Raw genomic sequence first — 13,460 nt, 5'->3', positions numbered from 1 at the left:
GCGGGGCCTCTTCGGAGGCCCCTGCTTTTCAGCGGGCTCGCCCTCAGGCGGCCAGCTTGAACAGTTGCTCGGCGTTGCGGTGGCGGATGAATTCCTTGGTCTCTTCGGAGAGGCTCTTCTTGACGGCATAGAGGTGAATGTCCGGGACCTTGTGGCTAGTGTCCACCTAACCAACTAACGGTGGCTTTTCGTGCTACCGTATGGGAGTAACGCGAAAGTCAATAAGCCACTTGAGTTTAGTGGTGTTTCCCTCGAGATACTCGCCAATCGTGACGGCCAAATCGTTGACGTGACGGAGAGGAACTACATAGTCAAACACTTTAGCCATCACCTTGAGTGTTTCCGTTGTCCAGTCACCGTCAACGACGAGTACGGCTAAAATGTCTTGATGGCGGCCCTTCCAGTTGATAGCCGAAAACATCTTGTCCTTCGCGTAAAGGGAGGCGTGGCGAGGCGAGGATTTTCTGACTTCAATAAATGCTCGTGGCGTGATTTCATCTGGAACAATAAAGTCAGCCCGGTGATCATATATCACTCCAGCGAGTTGTGAATATTCAGTTTCGCGTTTGTAAGGAACATTTGCCCCACCAAGGGCGCTTTCGACAATAGATTCAAGCATCACACGCCCTACAAGATCGCGGACGATTCCTTCCAGCGTCGATTCCAGACGCTGAAGAATTTCTCCTTCTCGAACCTGTCCAGGGATGACTCTTTCCTTCAGCAAAGCGGCCAAACGGACCGCAGCAGGACGCGAGATGTTGGTGTCTGATACACTTCCAACCTGCCTCCTCAATGCTGACTTGCTAAAGATCCCAGATAGATGTTGAAGCAAGGGTAGGGTGTGAGGATTGGCTCTGATGAATTCAGGCGACCAGCTCCGGAAACCGTTGGTTGCTACCTTGACCTCGTCAAGGTACGCGACGCCGGCGTCGCGGATATTGCTGTAGACTCCGGCAGTGATTCCGGCTTCGATGTCTATTTGGATGGCCTTGCGTCTTTGGTATTCTTGAATGACCGTATCGGGAGTAGTGTCATCTATAGGCGAATTTAGCCCTGCGAGTAGTATTACGGCCTTGCGAGGGGTACGAATGGCTTCCTCTGAGATAGCCGTGAACCCGTTGGTGTCCGCAGCAAGGGCCAAGTAGTCAGCGATACACGCTCGCATTTCGGCATCTGCGAGCTGATAGAGAGTTGCCACTACTCCGCCCTCGCGGAAATGTAATACTCACCTAATCCCTTCGCTGAACCATCCCGTTTCGTTAGAATCCATCGATGTCCTCGCGCCCTTATCATTTCGCACTGCACGTTGGCAAATCCGCAGGCCGTCATGATGTCAGCAAGCCAATGAGGAGTCGGGAGGTGCACACCGTAAAGAGCTGCATCGGCGATCATCATATGAAAAACGCCACCGGGTTTCATGACACGCAGGGTCTCTTTTAAGACGTCTTGCATCTGACTCAGGTAGGGATATACGAGTAGATAGTACTCTTTTCGACCAGCCTTGACTTTGCGTTGGTCAGCCAGAGCGCGGACACAAATATCCGCATGATGACGAACGTGGCGGGGAAGGGTATCTCTATATGCTTCTTGACGGTCTTTTTGCCCTGTCAACGCGGTGGTAGTGTTGACGATCAGCCGACGTCTTATGCGCTCGGTGATTTCGCGCCAAGAGGAGGCAAGTCCCCAGAAGTAAATGTACATACGAGTCATTTCGGCAAAGTCAAAATTGTTCAAATAGGGCGGGGATGTCACGACGAGATCGACCGATTGATCGTCGAGCTCGTCCATCTTGGAAGATGACTTGTCGTAAATTCGTACTGGTCCGCCGGTTAGTCGGGCCTCGTGCGTGTCGTCAGACAGAGTGGCGGATACTCTCCGAAGAGCGTCGATTGGGGACAAAGCCCTTTTGTGCGAGGTAGGTGCCTTGTAGATCCCGTCGGTAGCTGCGGTGCAGCTGTGATCCAGAATACGGGATAACATGAGGACGGCAAGGGGGTGTGTACCAAGACTACTCTCGACTAGCCGCTGACGCGCGGACAATAGTGCAATAAGGTCCTCGGTTCGGAACAGTTTGTGAAGGAAAGTAGAGACCGGGCTGGGAATGGTAAGGTGGTTTGGAGACGGTTGGGAGATCCCCTCACTAAGGGCAGCGTGAATGGACGGCAGATCTGCCCAATACGTGGGGCTATTCGCCTTCGCTTCGCTTATGGTCGCGAAAAACGGATGAGGGTCGTAGCCGACGGCGGACAAACCGAGGAGGCGTGCTGCTAACGGTGCGGTTCCGCAACCAGAGAAAGGATCAAGTAACCTTGTGTCTGGTCCCAGTGGTCGAGATTGCGTGCGGAGGGCGGCGTGTACAAACTCTGGTGAGAAGCCGGCAATGAAGTTGAACCAACGGTGTACAGGATGACGGCTGGTGGTCGTGTTTGTCGGCAAGCGTGCAGACGGAATTTCGGTAGGTGATACCGGTTTAGGGAAAAGGGGATACTGTGGCCCGGTCATGTTATCGGCTTGCGCAAATTGTTGCGTGGTCCTAATGAAACATCGGTCCGTCGATGTTTTCACGTATCGTTAGATTAGTCCTTTGTGTGGGGGCTGACAAGTCAGCGCCACGTTGTGGCGAAGCCAACGTGGTCGTGCGCCTTGTGTTGCCTCCCCTACCGATCAATAGTCGCTCGCTTCGCCCCCCTGTCCAGCTTGAACAACCGCTCCGCGTTGCCGTGGCGGATGAGTTCTTTGGTCTCTTCCGAGATGTTCTTGTTGACGGCCAGGAGCTGGACGTCGCGGAACTTCATGCTGCCGCCGGGGTCGTCGTGTGGGTAGTCGGTGGCGAAGAGGAAGCGCTCGGCTCCCAGGAAGTCGATGGCGTCGGGCAACGCGGCTTCCTCGGTCTCGATGGTGAAGTAGAAGTTGTTGCGGAAGTAGTGGCTGGCCGGCTGCTTGTTCTTCTCCAGGAACACCTCGGGGCCGTAGAACGCCCGGTGGCGGCGCAACTTGGCCTTCACCCCGCGCATGACGTCGGCATCGGCATCCCCATCGTAGTCGACGGGTGGGCCGGCGAAGGCCGCGTCGAGCCTTTCCACCAGGGGCCGGATGAAACCGGTGCCCGCCTCGGTGAAGATGAACTGGAGGCCGGGGAAATCGTCCAGCAAGCCGCTGGTCACCAGCGACACCAGGCTCACCTGCCCCTCCTGGGGCGCGAAGAGGTAGAGGCCGTCCTTCTGGAAGTTGGGCAGGTTGCTGATGCGGTGGCCGTGCTGGATGTTGTGCAGGAAGATGGGCATCTCCATTTCCTCGGCCCGCGCGAAGAACGGCCACAGCTCCTTGTGGCTGCCGAGGCTCTCGCCGTAGGGGTGGTCCTGCACCGGGAAGACCTTGTCCAGCACCACCGCGCAAAACCCCTCCTTCTGCGCCCACTCCATCTCGCGGATGGCGGCGGGCACGTCCTGGAGTTGCACGATGGCCACGCCCACGAGGCAGTCGTGGCGCTCCATCATGCGCAGGTTGGAGAGGTTGTAGGAGCGGGCAATGGCCGAGGCCAGCTCCGGCTCGATCATGTAGGTCCACCAGCCGGAGAACTGCGGCAACACGAACTGTTGGTCCACGCCGAGCACGGGCATCTCGTCGAGCCGCACCTGCAGGTCCACGAGCCCCTTCATCTTGGCGCCGGAGCCCGGCGCGCCCAGCGGCGTGACGCCGTGGACCTCGGGCGGCCCGCCGGGGAACTCCATGTCGATGAGCAGGCCCTCTTCGCTGTACACGGGGAAGGGCGCCTTGTCGCGGAACTCCTCGGGCACATAGTCAAAGGCGTCCTCGGGCATTATGTGGGTATCGCAGTCGATGATCACGGGCGGTCCTCCTGGGGGAATCAGTAAGTTGTTAGCGTCCTTGGGCGGCCTTGGCAACCTTGCCGGGCCTCTCTGGCGATTAGCGTCGGCGCGAACGCTGGAGACGGAAGGCAGCCGGTGCCCGAGGGCATTGTTCCGGCGATAGACCAATGGCATAGTTTATTGTCATGGCTGCACTCCGCCACTCTCAGCACGTTCTTCTCCCAACGGACATCGATCCGCGCCTCAAGGCCGAACCGGAGCGCTCAGGACAGTCCAGGGCGGTGCTGGTCAGGCAAGCCATCGAAGTGTGGCTGGCCGAACGGGACAAGGAGGCCCTGCACGACGCCATCGGCAACTTCGCTCGGTCGACTGCAGGGACACCGGCGGATCTGGATACGACATTAGAATGCGTCGCGGCGGATTATCTTTTGCATGGGGGGCAGGAAGACGCTTGAGTCGCGGAACAGCTTTCGGTTTCCGTTGCGGTGAGCATTCCCAATCCAGAAAACTTGCGAAGGCAACCGTCATGGAAGCGCTGGTTTGCGAAAGACCTCGCGTTGGTGCCAGCTTACGAACTCGCGTTTGGGGTCGAGGTGGCGGTTGCGAGGCGGTCGTAACTCTTGGTCGTGGAAGTCCAAGAACCAGTGACGCGGAGGCGTGACGCCACTGACCTCACTGGAAACGAGGACCTTGAAGCCTTTGCCGACGGCCGCGAGACCGAGTGCTCCGCGGTCGAAAGCCTTGTGGTGGAGCCAGCACAAGGCCAACCCATTCGGTACTTCGTCGGGGCCGCCGTACGCATGCCACTTAATGTGGGCAGCTTCGACACCAATCCGGACATCCCCGAGCTGCACGTCGAAGTTGCAGACTGCACAACGGTGCTCGTACTCGCGCAGGACTTCGCGTCGGAAGGCGGGGTCGCGTGGCTGGGCGGGGGAATCGTGCATTTCTTAAGTCCGAGGGATGCCAACGGCTTCCCGGATGTCGTCGTGCAGGGACTCGGGGAAATGACCGTCCAAGAGCTTCTGAGTGGCTTCCCGGACCAGTTCGGGTGCATTACGGAGCATGAGGTAGGCCGATTCAGGGAATCCGCCCTCAACGTTGCGGCTCCGCAACTCCTGGACGGAAAAATCCCCGCTTGAAGTGACCGTCAAAAGATCGCTCCCGGGGATGTCCCACAGGCCGTCCGCACTCAGGCGGCTGAAGGGGAACTCGGGGTGCAGTGCTTTGCGAGGTGGGCCGAACCGTTGCAGAAGCTGTCCGAGTTCGGGCTCTATGTCATTCCCGTAGGACGCGAGCCGGTCCTCGCCGTTGAGAACGCGCCCGAGTCCCAGCAGGAGCAGCAGAGGTTTATGAGGCGCACGTTTTTCGCCGCTCTTCCAAACGTTGATTTGGTCGATTTTTCGGAGAAACTCGTTGCGATTCATGGTCAAGAAGTCGACAGATTCTACGGAATGCTATGCAACTTGTATGCAAGCTCGCCAGCCGGTCCAGGGCGGGAGACGTCCGGGACCAGCTTCACTCGCCACGTCGGATCGGACGATCTGACCCCGGCGCTGGCGGGTTCTCCGATACTCCCCGCACCCGCTCCCATTCTTCCCGGTACATGTCGCCCATCAGAGTACCCGGCTTACTGTGCGCGATGGCGCACGGAAGGCACATTGACTCGGCGCCGCCGAACTGAACGCCCTTCTGTCGCGGATGCTCCTTCCCGCACTTGATGCAGGTAAGCCTTTCGTTGTCATAGGCAGCCTTGCGCTCAGCGTTAATCTTGGCGACCTTCGCTTTGTACTCGGGGCTGTCCTGGTAAGCTTTCTCGACGGCATCCGCCAGCACCGAACCGCGCCCGTTGTGCCCGCGCTGTCCGAGCTTCACGTACATGTTCTCGTAGTACACAGCGTTGCGGCTCTCGTAGTGGGCCTGACTGAAGTAGATCTCCTGCTGGTCATCACTCAGCGTATCCCAGTAGGCGACTTGGCATTCCTCCAGTTCGTGCTGCTCCAAGATTGCCTTTGAAACCTTGCGTCCCATTTCATCCTCTTGGGGTTGGCCGCGCATCAATTCGCGTACTGCCTCGCGAAGGTGGTCGTCGGTGAAGCCGTCTACCCCCTTCTGGTGGAGTCCTAAACTTGCTGGAAGATTGGTGCATCCTCGGTAGGGGTACGCCAACCGGCACCGGTAGAGTCCGAGCCCGACAAGGAGGCACCCACGGCGAAGAGAGTACCGGGATCGATGCGGACGCGCAAATCCCTTTCGGATCTGATCGAAGGACGGCTGTCGCGTGCGGACAGAGGGGCGAACTGGAGAAGCTTGCGACGCGGCGGATCATAGAGGAGGCGTTCCACTCGGAGTGAAGTGGTCCCGGAAATCGGAAGCGACAGCCCACCGTCTCCCTGAAACGTACACGGAGCCCATCCGGGCTTGAAACCCGCCCTACACCCGCTCCGTCCTGCGGTGCAGGCTCCCAAGGACCGACGGGACTTCACGGACCACGGACGAATCGGTAAGAAGAGGCTCATGGAACGGTCACGGGAGAAAGCAGGACGCGCGGTGAACGAGCGGCCGCCGACGTTTCGAGGCTGCCTTTCGACGGATGAGGACGAGGTCCGGCGGCGGGAGTGGCGCGGTCGGACCGAGATCGACGAGGTGCGCGCGCTCGAACCGAAGCATGGCCGGTTTGGAGACTACATCGTGGCTTCGTCGAGCAGCGGCCGCTATGTCGTGGAGATTCGCTCGCTGCGGCAGCGGATCAAGAAAGTCTTGTCTCAGTCGGAAATGACTCCAGAGGAATCGGATGCCTGAGATCTGCCGATTTTTCGGCATCATCATACGCATGTACGTTGAGCCTCTCGGTATTCATAACCGTCCCCACTTCCACGCCTACCACCAGGATGCCGTCGCTGTGTACGCCATTGACACCATTGAGTTGATTGCGGGACAATTGCCAAGGCGACAGCAGCGTCTGGTCGAGGCTTGGGCGGAATTGCATCACGAGGAATTGCTGGCCGACTGGCGACGGTTGCAATCAGGGCGGATGCTCCTGAAAATTGACCCTCTTCAATGAGGGAGGAGCCCATGAGTCACCCCATCTATCGTGTGATTTCCTTTGAAGTTGAAGCGCCGTACACGCTTCGCATTCGGTTTGACGACAAGACGGAACAGGTCATAGACTTCCAGGCCGTATTGGAGGGCGAACTGTTCGGTCCCCTTCGTGATCCGTCCCTTTTCAACCAAGTCCGAATCGATCCGGAAGTCCATACTCTGATCTGGCCGAACGGCGCCGACTTCGACCCCGCCACCCTGCACGACTGGCCTATCCAACTTCCAGAACTAAAAAAGTTGGTCGAGCGTTGGTCGCTCGCGAGTGCAAGGCATTGACGCTCCGCTACGTCCGTTCCGGTGTGTCACCCGGAACGACTCGATGGCGGTCACACTTCCCATCGATCCCTCACCCACGGCCCTTGGGATTTGGGCCACAACCGTGGCGGTGAACTTCGAGTTGTGAAATCTAACGCAGCGAAAACCAAGACAAAATAGACAACGGTCATCACCATGTGCGGTAGGTACACCCAGACGGCAAAGTTGCAGGACTTAATGGAACGCTTCGGCATCGACGATCCGGACTTCGATCTGGCGCCCCGGTACAACCTGGCGCCGAGCCAGGACGCGCCGGTGGTGGGCGTCAATCCGAAAACCCCGGACACCCGCACGCTGCGGGTGATGCACTGGGGCCTCGTGCCCTATCACGCCAAGGATGCCGCCAAACCCATCATCAATGCCCGCGCCGAAACCCTCCCACAACGGCCGGCCTTCCGGGGGCTCTTGCCGAGGCGGCGCTGCCTGGTGCCGGCCGACGGCTTCTACGAGTGGCGCAGGGAAGGCCGCGTCCGGACCCCCATGCGCTTCACGCTGCGAAGCGGCGAGCCCTTCGCCTTCGCCGGCCTCTGGGACCGCTGGCTTCGGCCCGACGGCACCCCGCTCCATTCGTTCACCATCGTCACCACCAGCCCCAACAGCCTCCTGGAGCCGGTCCACAACCGGATGCCGGTCATCCTGCTGCCGGAGGACGAAGCCAAGTGGCTCGATCCCGCCAACACGGACCTTACGGACCTGTCGGCGTTGCTGAAACCCTATCCCGCCGAGTTGATGGATGGGTACTGTGTCTCACGAGCTGTGAACTCGCCGGTGAACGACTCCCTGGAGTGCATTGCACCCGACGAGGTGCAAGCCCTGCTCAAGGACCGGCATTCGCACGAAGATCGCACAGGAGTGAAGGCAACGATCTTCGACGCGGACTTTGACGACGGCAAGGACATCACGGGTGCCCTGGATTTGTCTGCCGCACGTCGTCCGGCACGGAACCCGGATGCCGGATAAGTTGCACGCCAACCACCCTTGAAGGGGACGCGGTACGTTCGCCGTACCCTACTTTGCCGCGCAGACCATGATCTCCACCTGGGTGCCCGGGGTGAGGTCCACGCCGATGGCGGCCCGGGCCGGGAGGTTGTCCTTGTCGATCCAGGCCATCCAGGCTTCGTTCATCTCGTCCTTGGCGTCGATGTCGGCGAGATAGACGGTGGACGTAAGGATGCGGGACTTATTGGTGCCAGCGGCGGCGAGGACGTCGTCGATCTTGGCCAGCACCTGTTCCGTCTGGCCTTTCGTGGACAGGGACTTGTCGTCCGCCACCAGGCCGGACAGGTACACCAGATCGCCGTGCACCACGGCGCGGCTGTTCCAAACCTGCGGTCTGATTCGTTCAATGCTCATTGGGCTGTGACCTCCGTGCGAGTGAATTTCGGGGAAACCCCCGGATCGCGAAACGCTATCAGATTTTGTCAGGGACGCCTACGCACCCGATGATTCCGCGTCCGCCTTGTCCTGCCCGGTGCGGTCCTGCCTCTTCCCGCCACGGCGGAACAGCGACGCGGCCGCGGCCAGGCCGCACAGCACCGCGGCGGTCAGGAACACGAGCTGGAAGGCGGTCACGAAGGCGTCCACCTCTCCCAGGTCGGCGTGGGAGACGCGCCAGCGTTCGAACAGCAGGCTGGCTCCGGTGACGCCGAAGACGATGCCGGCGGTGCGCATCATCTGGTTGATGCTGCCGGCGACGCCCTGGTGCTCGCGGGGGATGGCGCCCATGACGAAGCTCATGTTGGGCACCTGGAAGGTGCCTAGGCCGAGTCCCACGAGGCACAGGGACAGGGCGGCGGTGGGGTAGTCGGAGCTTGCGTCGAGGCCGCTGCCCAGCCACAGGCCCACGGACTGGACGGCCAGGCCGGCGGAGCTCAGGCCGCCGGTGCCGATGCGGTCGGACAGGCGGCCGGCGAAGGCGGCGGCGACAATGGTCATGACCGCGGGCGCGAAGAGGAGCAGGCCGACCAGAATCCCCCGGAAGCCCAGGATGTTCACGGCATAGTAGGGGACCAGCAGGCCGATGGGGAACCGGGTGGCGTTGGCCGCCAGGTTGAGCAGGTTGGCGAGGGTGAAGGCCGGCCGGCGGAACAGGTCGAGGTTGACGACCGGCGCGGCCACCCGTTTTTCGGTGACGAGGAAGACCGCCAGGCTGACCACGCCGACCAGCGCGAGCACGATCACCTCCGGCGCCGTCCAGCCGAGGTCGCGGCTCCGGGTCATGGCCAGCAGAAGAGCGCCGGCGCTCAGGGTCAGGGTCACTGCGCCGAGAAGGTCGAACCGCTCGCCGGAGGTCGCCCGTTGCCCGGATTGGACGCGGCCGGAAGTGAGCCATGCGATGAGCAGGGCGGGCAGCGCCCGGTAAAGGTAGACGCCGCGCCAGCCGAAGGCGTCCACCAGCACGCCGCCCAGAAGCGGCCCCATGGCGTACCCCGTGGCCGTGTTCATCTGGTAGAAGCCAAGCGCCCGCCCGCGTTCCGCGCCGCTGACGGCCAGTGTCACCAGCGCCGGGGCCGAGCCGAAAACCAGCGCCACTCCCACCCCCTGGAGTATCCGCCCCATGAGCAGCCAGGCAAAGGTCTGGGCGAAGCCGCATACGGCGAACGCCACGGTGCTGATCAGGAGGCCGATGGTGAGGATGCGCCAGTGGCCGAAGATGTCCGCCAAACGCCCGCAACCGAGCAGCAGGCTGGCGTGGGTCAGCACGTAGCTCACCACCACCCATTGGATGGACATCAGGTTGATGCCGAACGCGTCGGTGATGGCCGGGAAAGCGATGTTGACCGAAGTATCGAGGGACGCCAGCAGGCCGCTGAACCCGGCGATGAGCAGGGTCGGGTTCGACCAGATCCGGATCGGTGGTGGTGTCGAGTCGGGCAAGGGAAACCGCTACCTCAGCTTCCCGCCAGCCACTGTTCCAGCCGTTCGTTGTAGGCGTCGGGCCGGGTGCCGCGCATCATGTGGCCCACGCCTTCCCAGAACTCGAAGACCACCTGCGGCGAGGCGATGCTCTGGAGATGGCCCAGCTCCTGGGCGAGAATGGCGCCCGGTTGCGGCGACACCGTGGCGTCCCCCACCAGGATCAGCGTCGGCACCTGGATGCGCCGCAGGCGCTCCTCGGACGCCAGCGCCCAGTCGCGGTTGTCGGTGAGGAGCCGGGTCAGGGCGTGGGGCGAGAAGTGGCGGTTGCGGTAGACCTCCCAGTCCTCCTGTTCCGGCGAGAGGCCGTTCTTTCGGGCCTCGGCGCGGATCTCCTCCTCGGGGCGCGCGAGCCGCGCCAGCGCGCCGGGGAGGGCGGTGACGAAGGCGTGCTGCATGCGCCAGTACACCGGGTCCTCCAGGAAGGCGCGGGAGATGTCCTCGGGATGGTCCGCCGCCAGCATGGTGCCGATGTTGCCGCCCCAGGAGTGGCCGGCGTAGGCCGGGCGATCGAGCTTCAGGTTGGCGATGAGCTGGTGCACGTCCTCGGCGAAGTCGCGCAGGCGGTAGCCCGTGACGGGCTTGTCCGACTCGCCGTGTCCCCGCAGATCCGGCGCCACCACGTGGTAGCGCCCGGCGAAGTGCTCGGCCACGCCCGCCCAGCCCAGGCTGTAGTTGGTCCAGCCGTGCACCAGCAGCAGGTCCGGGGCCGCGGGGTCGCCCCACTCCCGGTAGTGCATGCGGATGCCTTGCACCTCGGTGAAACCGCTACGGGGGTCGTCAGCCATGATTTCCTCCAAGACCTTGGATCTTCAATAGCCTGTTCGTAACCCATGACGTCAGCACATCCTGTTACAGGCCAAGAGTTAGTGATACACGTTTAGGCTGGTTGTGACCAAACCGACTCGAATGGTCGGCAGCGTCTTGCCGACGGAGGATCGCATGAGTGCAAACGCAGACTCGTTCACGGTGCCGGAAGCCACCATCGCGGACATCCACGCCGCCTACGCCGCGGGCACCCTGACCGCGCGCCAACTGGTCCAGGCGTACATCGACCGCATCGACGCCTATGACCGCGGGGGTCCGCGGATCAATTCCGTCATCACGGTGAACCCCGCGGCCCTCGATGAGGCGGACCGGCTGGACGCGGCCTTCAAGGGCTCGGGCAAGACCGGGCCGCTCCACGGCATCCCGGTGGTGATGAAGGACCAGGCGGACCTCAAGGGGACGCCCACCACTCTCGGCTCGCTGCTGTTCAAGGACTACTACCCGGACCGGGACTGCCGGGTGGTGGAGAAGCTCAAGGAGGCCGGCGCCATCGTGCTGGCCAAGACCACCCTGGGCGAACTGGGGGCGGGCGACACCCACGGCTCGCTGTTCGGCTCCACCCGCAATCCCTACGACGTGGAGCGCACCGTGGGCGGCTCGTCGGGGGGCTCCGGGGCGGCGGTGTCCGCCAACTTCGGCGCCGTGGGCGTGGGCCAGGAGGGACTGGCGTCCATCCGCCGGCCTTCCACCTGGAACTGCATCGCCGGCATGCGTCCCACCGCCGGGCTGGTGAGCCGCGCCGGCGTCTACTCCGGCTGGCCCCAGGAAGCCGGGTCGCTTGGGCCCATGGCGCGCACGGTCCGGGACATGGCCACCCTGCTGGACGTGATGGTGGGCTACGACGGCGAGGACCCGATCACCTCCCGGGGCTTCGGCCACGTGCCGCCGAGCTACACGGACTTCCTGGACGCGGACGGCCTGCGCGGCGCGAGGATCGGCGTCCTGCGCGAGCCCATGGGCTACAACACCGATCCCGAGGCCGGCGACTTCAAGAGCATCACCGGGATCTTCGACAACGCGGTGGAGAATTTGCGAGCGGCCGGCGCCGAGGTGGTGGAACCGGTGGAGCTGGCGCGGTTGAACGAACTGCTGGCCAAGCGCTGCGCCGATCCCACCGCCGGGGAAAGGGCCTTCGGGATCTACATGTCCCGCAGCGCCAATCCGCCGTACCGGACGCGCGCGGACGCCATGGCCTCGCCGGACTACCCCAAGCTCACGGAGCGGGTGCAGGCGCGCCTGCGCATCACCTCCGACCCCGCGGACCACTACGAGTACCTGCTGGCCCGGGAGCACCTGATGATCCACCTGCTCAAGACCATGGCCGAGCACCGGCTGGACGCCATCGTGCACAAGGCCGTGGAGCACCAGCCCACGCTCATCGCCGACGGCGTCAAGCCGCCCTTCGTGAACCACAAGGGCGCGCCGCACCTGAACACGTTCCTGGTGTACGTGCCCACGGTGACGGTGCCCGCGGGCTTCACGGCGGATGGGTTGCCGGCCGGCGTCAGCTTCCTCGGCCGGCCCTACGACGACGGCCTCATGATCCGGCTGGCGTATGCGTACGAGCAGTCCACGCACCATCGGCGGCCGCCGGAGACCACGCCGTAGGGCAGACTTTGTCGGGTGAAGGGAGACCGCATGAGCGAAAAGACCGGAAACCGGATCCAATGGATCTATTCCTCGAAGGGCAACGCCGAGCTGGAGGAGCGCTACGACGAGTGGGCCGGGTCCTATGACCGGGACCTGAATACCGACTTCGGCTGGTTGAGTCCGCGGAAGGCCGTGGATGCCTTCGCCAAGCGGGTGGCCAGGCACGGACGTATCCTCGACGCGGGCGCCGGCACCGGTATCGTGGGGGAGTTGCTGCACGACGTGGGTTACGAGTTCCTGGTGGCCATGGACCTGTCGCAAGGGATGCTGGACGAGGCCGCCCGCAAGGGCGTCTACAAGGAGTTCCACCAGATGGCGATGGGCTTGCCGCTGGACTTCCCGCCCAAGTACTTCGACGGCGTCATCAGCGTGGGCGTGTTCACGGTGGGGCATGCGCCGCCCGGCTCGTTCGACGAGTTGGTGCGCGTCACCCGTCCGGGCGGCCACATCGTGTTCTCGCTTCGTCCGGACACCTACGAGCAGGACGGCTTCAGGGAGAAGCAGTCGGCGTTGGAGGCCGACGGCAAGTGGCGGCTGGTGGAGGAGGGGGAGCCTTACCAGCCCATGCCCAAGGGCGAGCCCGAGGTATTCCACCAGATATGGGCGTACCAGGTGCTGTAAGGGTCGGTTTCAGGCCCGCCGGCTCCCGGCATCGCGGCGTCGGGCGATCCGCCGTTCGGGACCGTCCACCAACGGAGAACCGGTCGGGAAACCCTTGATAACCCTTGATGTACGGCGGCCGGGAACGGTATAAGGGACAAAACACAGGGGCTATTCGAAGGAGGTAGAACGATCATGTCCGGTCTCAATACACGCATT

Annotated in this window: 15 protein-coding genes and 1 pseudogene; 8 read left to right on the top strand and 8 right to left on the bottom strand. The window is 62.5% G+C overall.

The annotated features are described in order from the left end of the window. Positions 1-43: 43 nt before the first annotated feature. The 4 genes from OXU42_14855 to OXU42_14840 all read right to left on the bottom strand — a co-directional run bounded on the left by OXU42_14855 (position 44) and on the right by OXU42_14840 (position 3,848). A complete protein-coding gene (locus OXU42_14855) occupies positions 44-166 on the bottom strand; it encodes a hypothetical protein (protein ID MDE0030669.1) in 123 nt (40 codons plus the stop codon). 27 nt (positions 167-193) lie between these two features. Further along, the gene (locus OXU42_14850) at positions 194-1,198 is read right to left on the bottom strand and encodes a hypothetical protein (protein ID MDE0030668.1); all 1,005 of its coding nucleotides are present in this window, start codon (positions 1,196-1,198) and stop codon (positions 194-196) included. Next, positions 1,198-1,788, bottom strand: coding sequence for a hypothetical protein (locus OXU42_14845; GenBank protein ID MDE0030667.1), 591 nt, complete (start codon positions 1,786-1,788; stop codon positions 1,198-1,200). The genes OXU42_14850 and OXU42_14845 overlap by 1 nt, the downstream gene beginning before the upstream one ends. An 869-nt stretch (positions 1,789-2,657) precedes the next feature. Then, the gene (locus tag OXU42_14840; GenBank protein MDE0030666.1) at positions 2,658-3,848 is read right to left on the bottom strand and encodes an amidohydrolase family protein; all 1,191 of its coding nucleotides are present in this window, start codon (positions 3,846-3,848) and stop codon (positions 2,658-2,660) included. Positions 3,849-4,015: 167 nt separating this feature from the next. Here OXU42_14840 and OXU42_14835 point away from each other — a divergent pair, with 167 nt between their 5' ends. Then, positions 4,016-4,285 carry a hypothetical protein gene (locus tag OXU42_14835; GenBank protein MDE0030665.1) on the top strand — a complete coding sequence of 90 codons (270 nt, stop codon included), beginning with the start codon at positions 4,016-4,018 and terminating at the stop codon, positions 4,283-4,285. 165 nt (positions 4,286-4,450) lie between these two features. Further along, positions 4,451-4,972, top strand: coding sequence for a hypothetical protein (locus OXU42_14830; GenBank protein MDE0030664.1), 522 nt, complete (start codon positions 4,451-4,453; stop codon positions 4,970-4,972). 376 nt (positions 4,973-5,348) lie between these two features. On the opposite strand, the gene OXU42_14825 is transcribed toward OXU42_14830, so the two are convergent. Beyond that, positions 5,349-5,861 (bottom strand): hypothetical protein, encoded by a 513-nt coding sequence (locus OXU42_14825; protein ID MDE0030663.1) that lies wholly within the window; start codon positions 5,859-5,861, stop codon positions 5,349-5,351. A 519-nt stretch (positions 5,862-6,380) separates the two neighbouring features. Here OXU42_14825 and OXU42_14820 point away from each other — a divergent pair. The 4 genes and pseudogenes from OXU42_14820 (at position 6,381) to OXU42_14805 (ending at position 8,039) form a co-directional block, all read left to right on the top strand. Further along, positions 6,381-6,632 (top strand): hypothetical protein, encoded by a 252-nt coding sequence (locus tag OXU42_14820; GenBank protein MDE0030662.1) that lies wholly within the window; start codon positions 6,381-6,383, stop codon positions 6,630-6,632. Continuing rightward, positions 6,625-6,894, top strand: a complete 270-nt coding sequence (locus OXU42_14815; GenBank protein ID MDE0030661.1) for a DUF4160 domain-containing protein — start codon at positions 6,625-6,627, stop codon at positions 6,892-6,894. The genes OXU42_14820 and OXU42_14815 overlap by 8 nt, the downstream gene beginning before the upstream one ends. An 11-nt stretch (positions 6,895-6,905) precedes the next feature. After that, positions 6,906-7,208, top strand: a complete 303-nt coding sequence (locus tag OXU42_14810; GenBank protein MDE0030660.1) for a DUF2442 domain-containing protein — start codon at positions 6,906-6,908, stop codon at positions 7,206-7,208. A gap of 174 nt (positions 7,209-7,382) precedes the next feature. Next, positions 7,383-8,039: pseudogene (locus OXU42_14805) on the top strand (SOS response-associated peptidase). A gap of 216 nt (positions 8,040-8,255) precedes the next feature. Here the strand turns inward: OXU42_14805 and OXU42_14800 are convergent. The 3 genes from OXU42_14800 to OXU42_14790 form a co-directional block, all read right to left on the bottom strand. Then, positions 8,256-8,600: a RidA family protein gene (locus tag OXU42_14800; GenBank protein ID MDE0030659.1), complete on the bottom strand. Its 345-nt coding sequence runs from the start codon at positions 8,598-8,600 to the stop codon at positions 8,256-8,258. Between the two features lie 78 nt (positions 8,601-8,678). Then, a complete protein-coding gene (locus OXU42_14795; protein MDE0030658.1) occupies positions 8,679-10,124 on the bottom strand; it encodes an MFS transporter in 1,446 nt (481 codons plus the stop codon). Positions 10,125-10,138: 14 nt separating this feature from the next. Further along, positions 10,139-10,951, bottom strand: coding sequence for an alpha/beta hydrolase (locus OXU42_14790; protein MDE0030657.1), 813 nt, complete (start codon positions 10,949-10,951; stop codon positions 10,139-10,141). Between the two features lie 154 nt (positions 10,952-11,105). Here OXU42_14790 and OXU42_14785 point away from each other — a divergent pair, with 154 nt between their 5' ends. Beyond that, positions 11,106-12,599, top strand: a complete 1,494-nt coding sequence (locus OXU42_14785; GenBank protein ID MDE0030656.1) for an amidase family protein — start codon at positions 11,106-11,108, stop codon at positions 12,597-12,599. A gap of 30 nt (positions 12,600-12,629) precedes the next feature. Continuing rightward, positions 12,630-13,262: a class I SAM-dependent methyltransferase gene (locus OXU42_14780; GenBank protein ID MDE0030655.1), complete on the top strand. Its 633-nt coding sequence runs from the start codon at positions 12,630-12,632 to the stop codon at positions 13,260-13,262. Positions 13,263-13,460: the final 198 nt, after the last annotated feature.

Source organism: Deltaproteobacteria bacterium, assembly GCA_028818775.1.
Classification (GTDB): Bacteria; Desulfobacterota; Binatia; order UBA9968; family JAJDTQ01; genus JAJDTQ01.
Note: the sequence above shows the minus strand (reverse complement) of the source record. Positions and strands in the feature narration are given on the sequence as shown.

Coding starts and splice junctions, on each gene's coding strand:
- OXU42_14845 (MDE0030667.1), bottom strand. CDS start 1,788: ATGGACGAGCTCGACGATCAATCGGTCGATCTCGTCGTGACATCCCCG.
- OXU42_14835 (MDE0030665.1), top strand. CDS start 4,016: ATGGCTGCACTCCGCCACTCTCAGCACGTTCTTCTCCCAACGGACATC.
- OXU42_14825 (MDE0030663.1), bottom strand. CDS start 5,861: ATGGGACGCAAGGTTTCAAAGGCAATCTTGGAGCAGCACGAACTGGAG.
- OXU42_14815 (MDE0030661.1), top strand. CDS start 6,625: ATGCCTGAGATCTGCCGATTTTTCGGCATCATCATACGCATGTACGTT.
- OXU42_14810 (MDE0030660.1), top strand. CDS start 6,906: ATGAGTCACCCCATCTATCGTGTGATTTCCTTTGAAGTTGAAGCGCCG.
- OXU42_14800 (MDE0030659.1), bottom strand. CDS start 8,600: ATGAGCATTGAACGAATCAGACCGCAGGTTTGGAACAGCCGCGCCGTG.
- OXU42_14790 (MDE0030657.1), bottom strand. CDS start 10,951: ATGGCTGACGACCCCCGTAGCGGTTTCACCGAGGTGCAAGGCATCCGC.
- OXU42_14785 (MDE0030656.1), top strand. CDS start 11,106: ATGAGTGCAAACGCAGACTCGTTCACGGTGCCGGAAGCCACCATCGCG.
- OXU42_14780 (MDE0030655.1), top strand. CDS start 12,630: ATGAGCGAAAAGACCGGAAACCGGATCCAATGGATCTATTCCTCGAAG.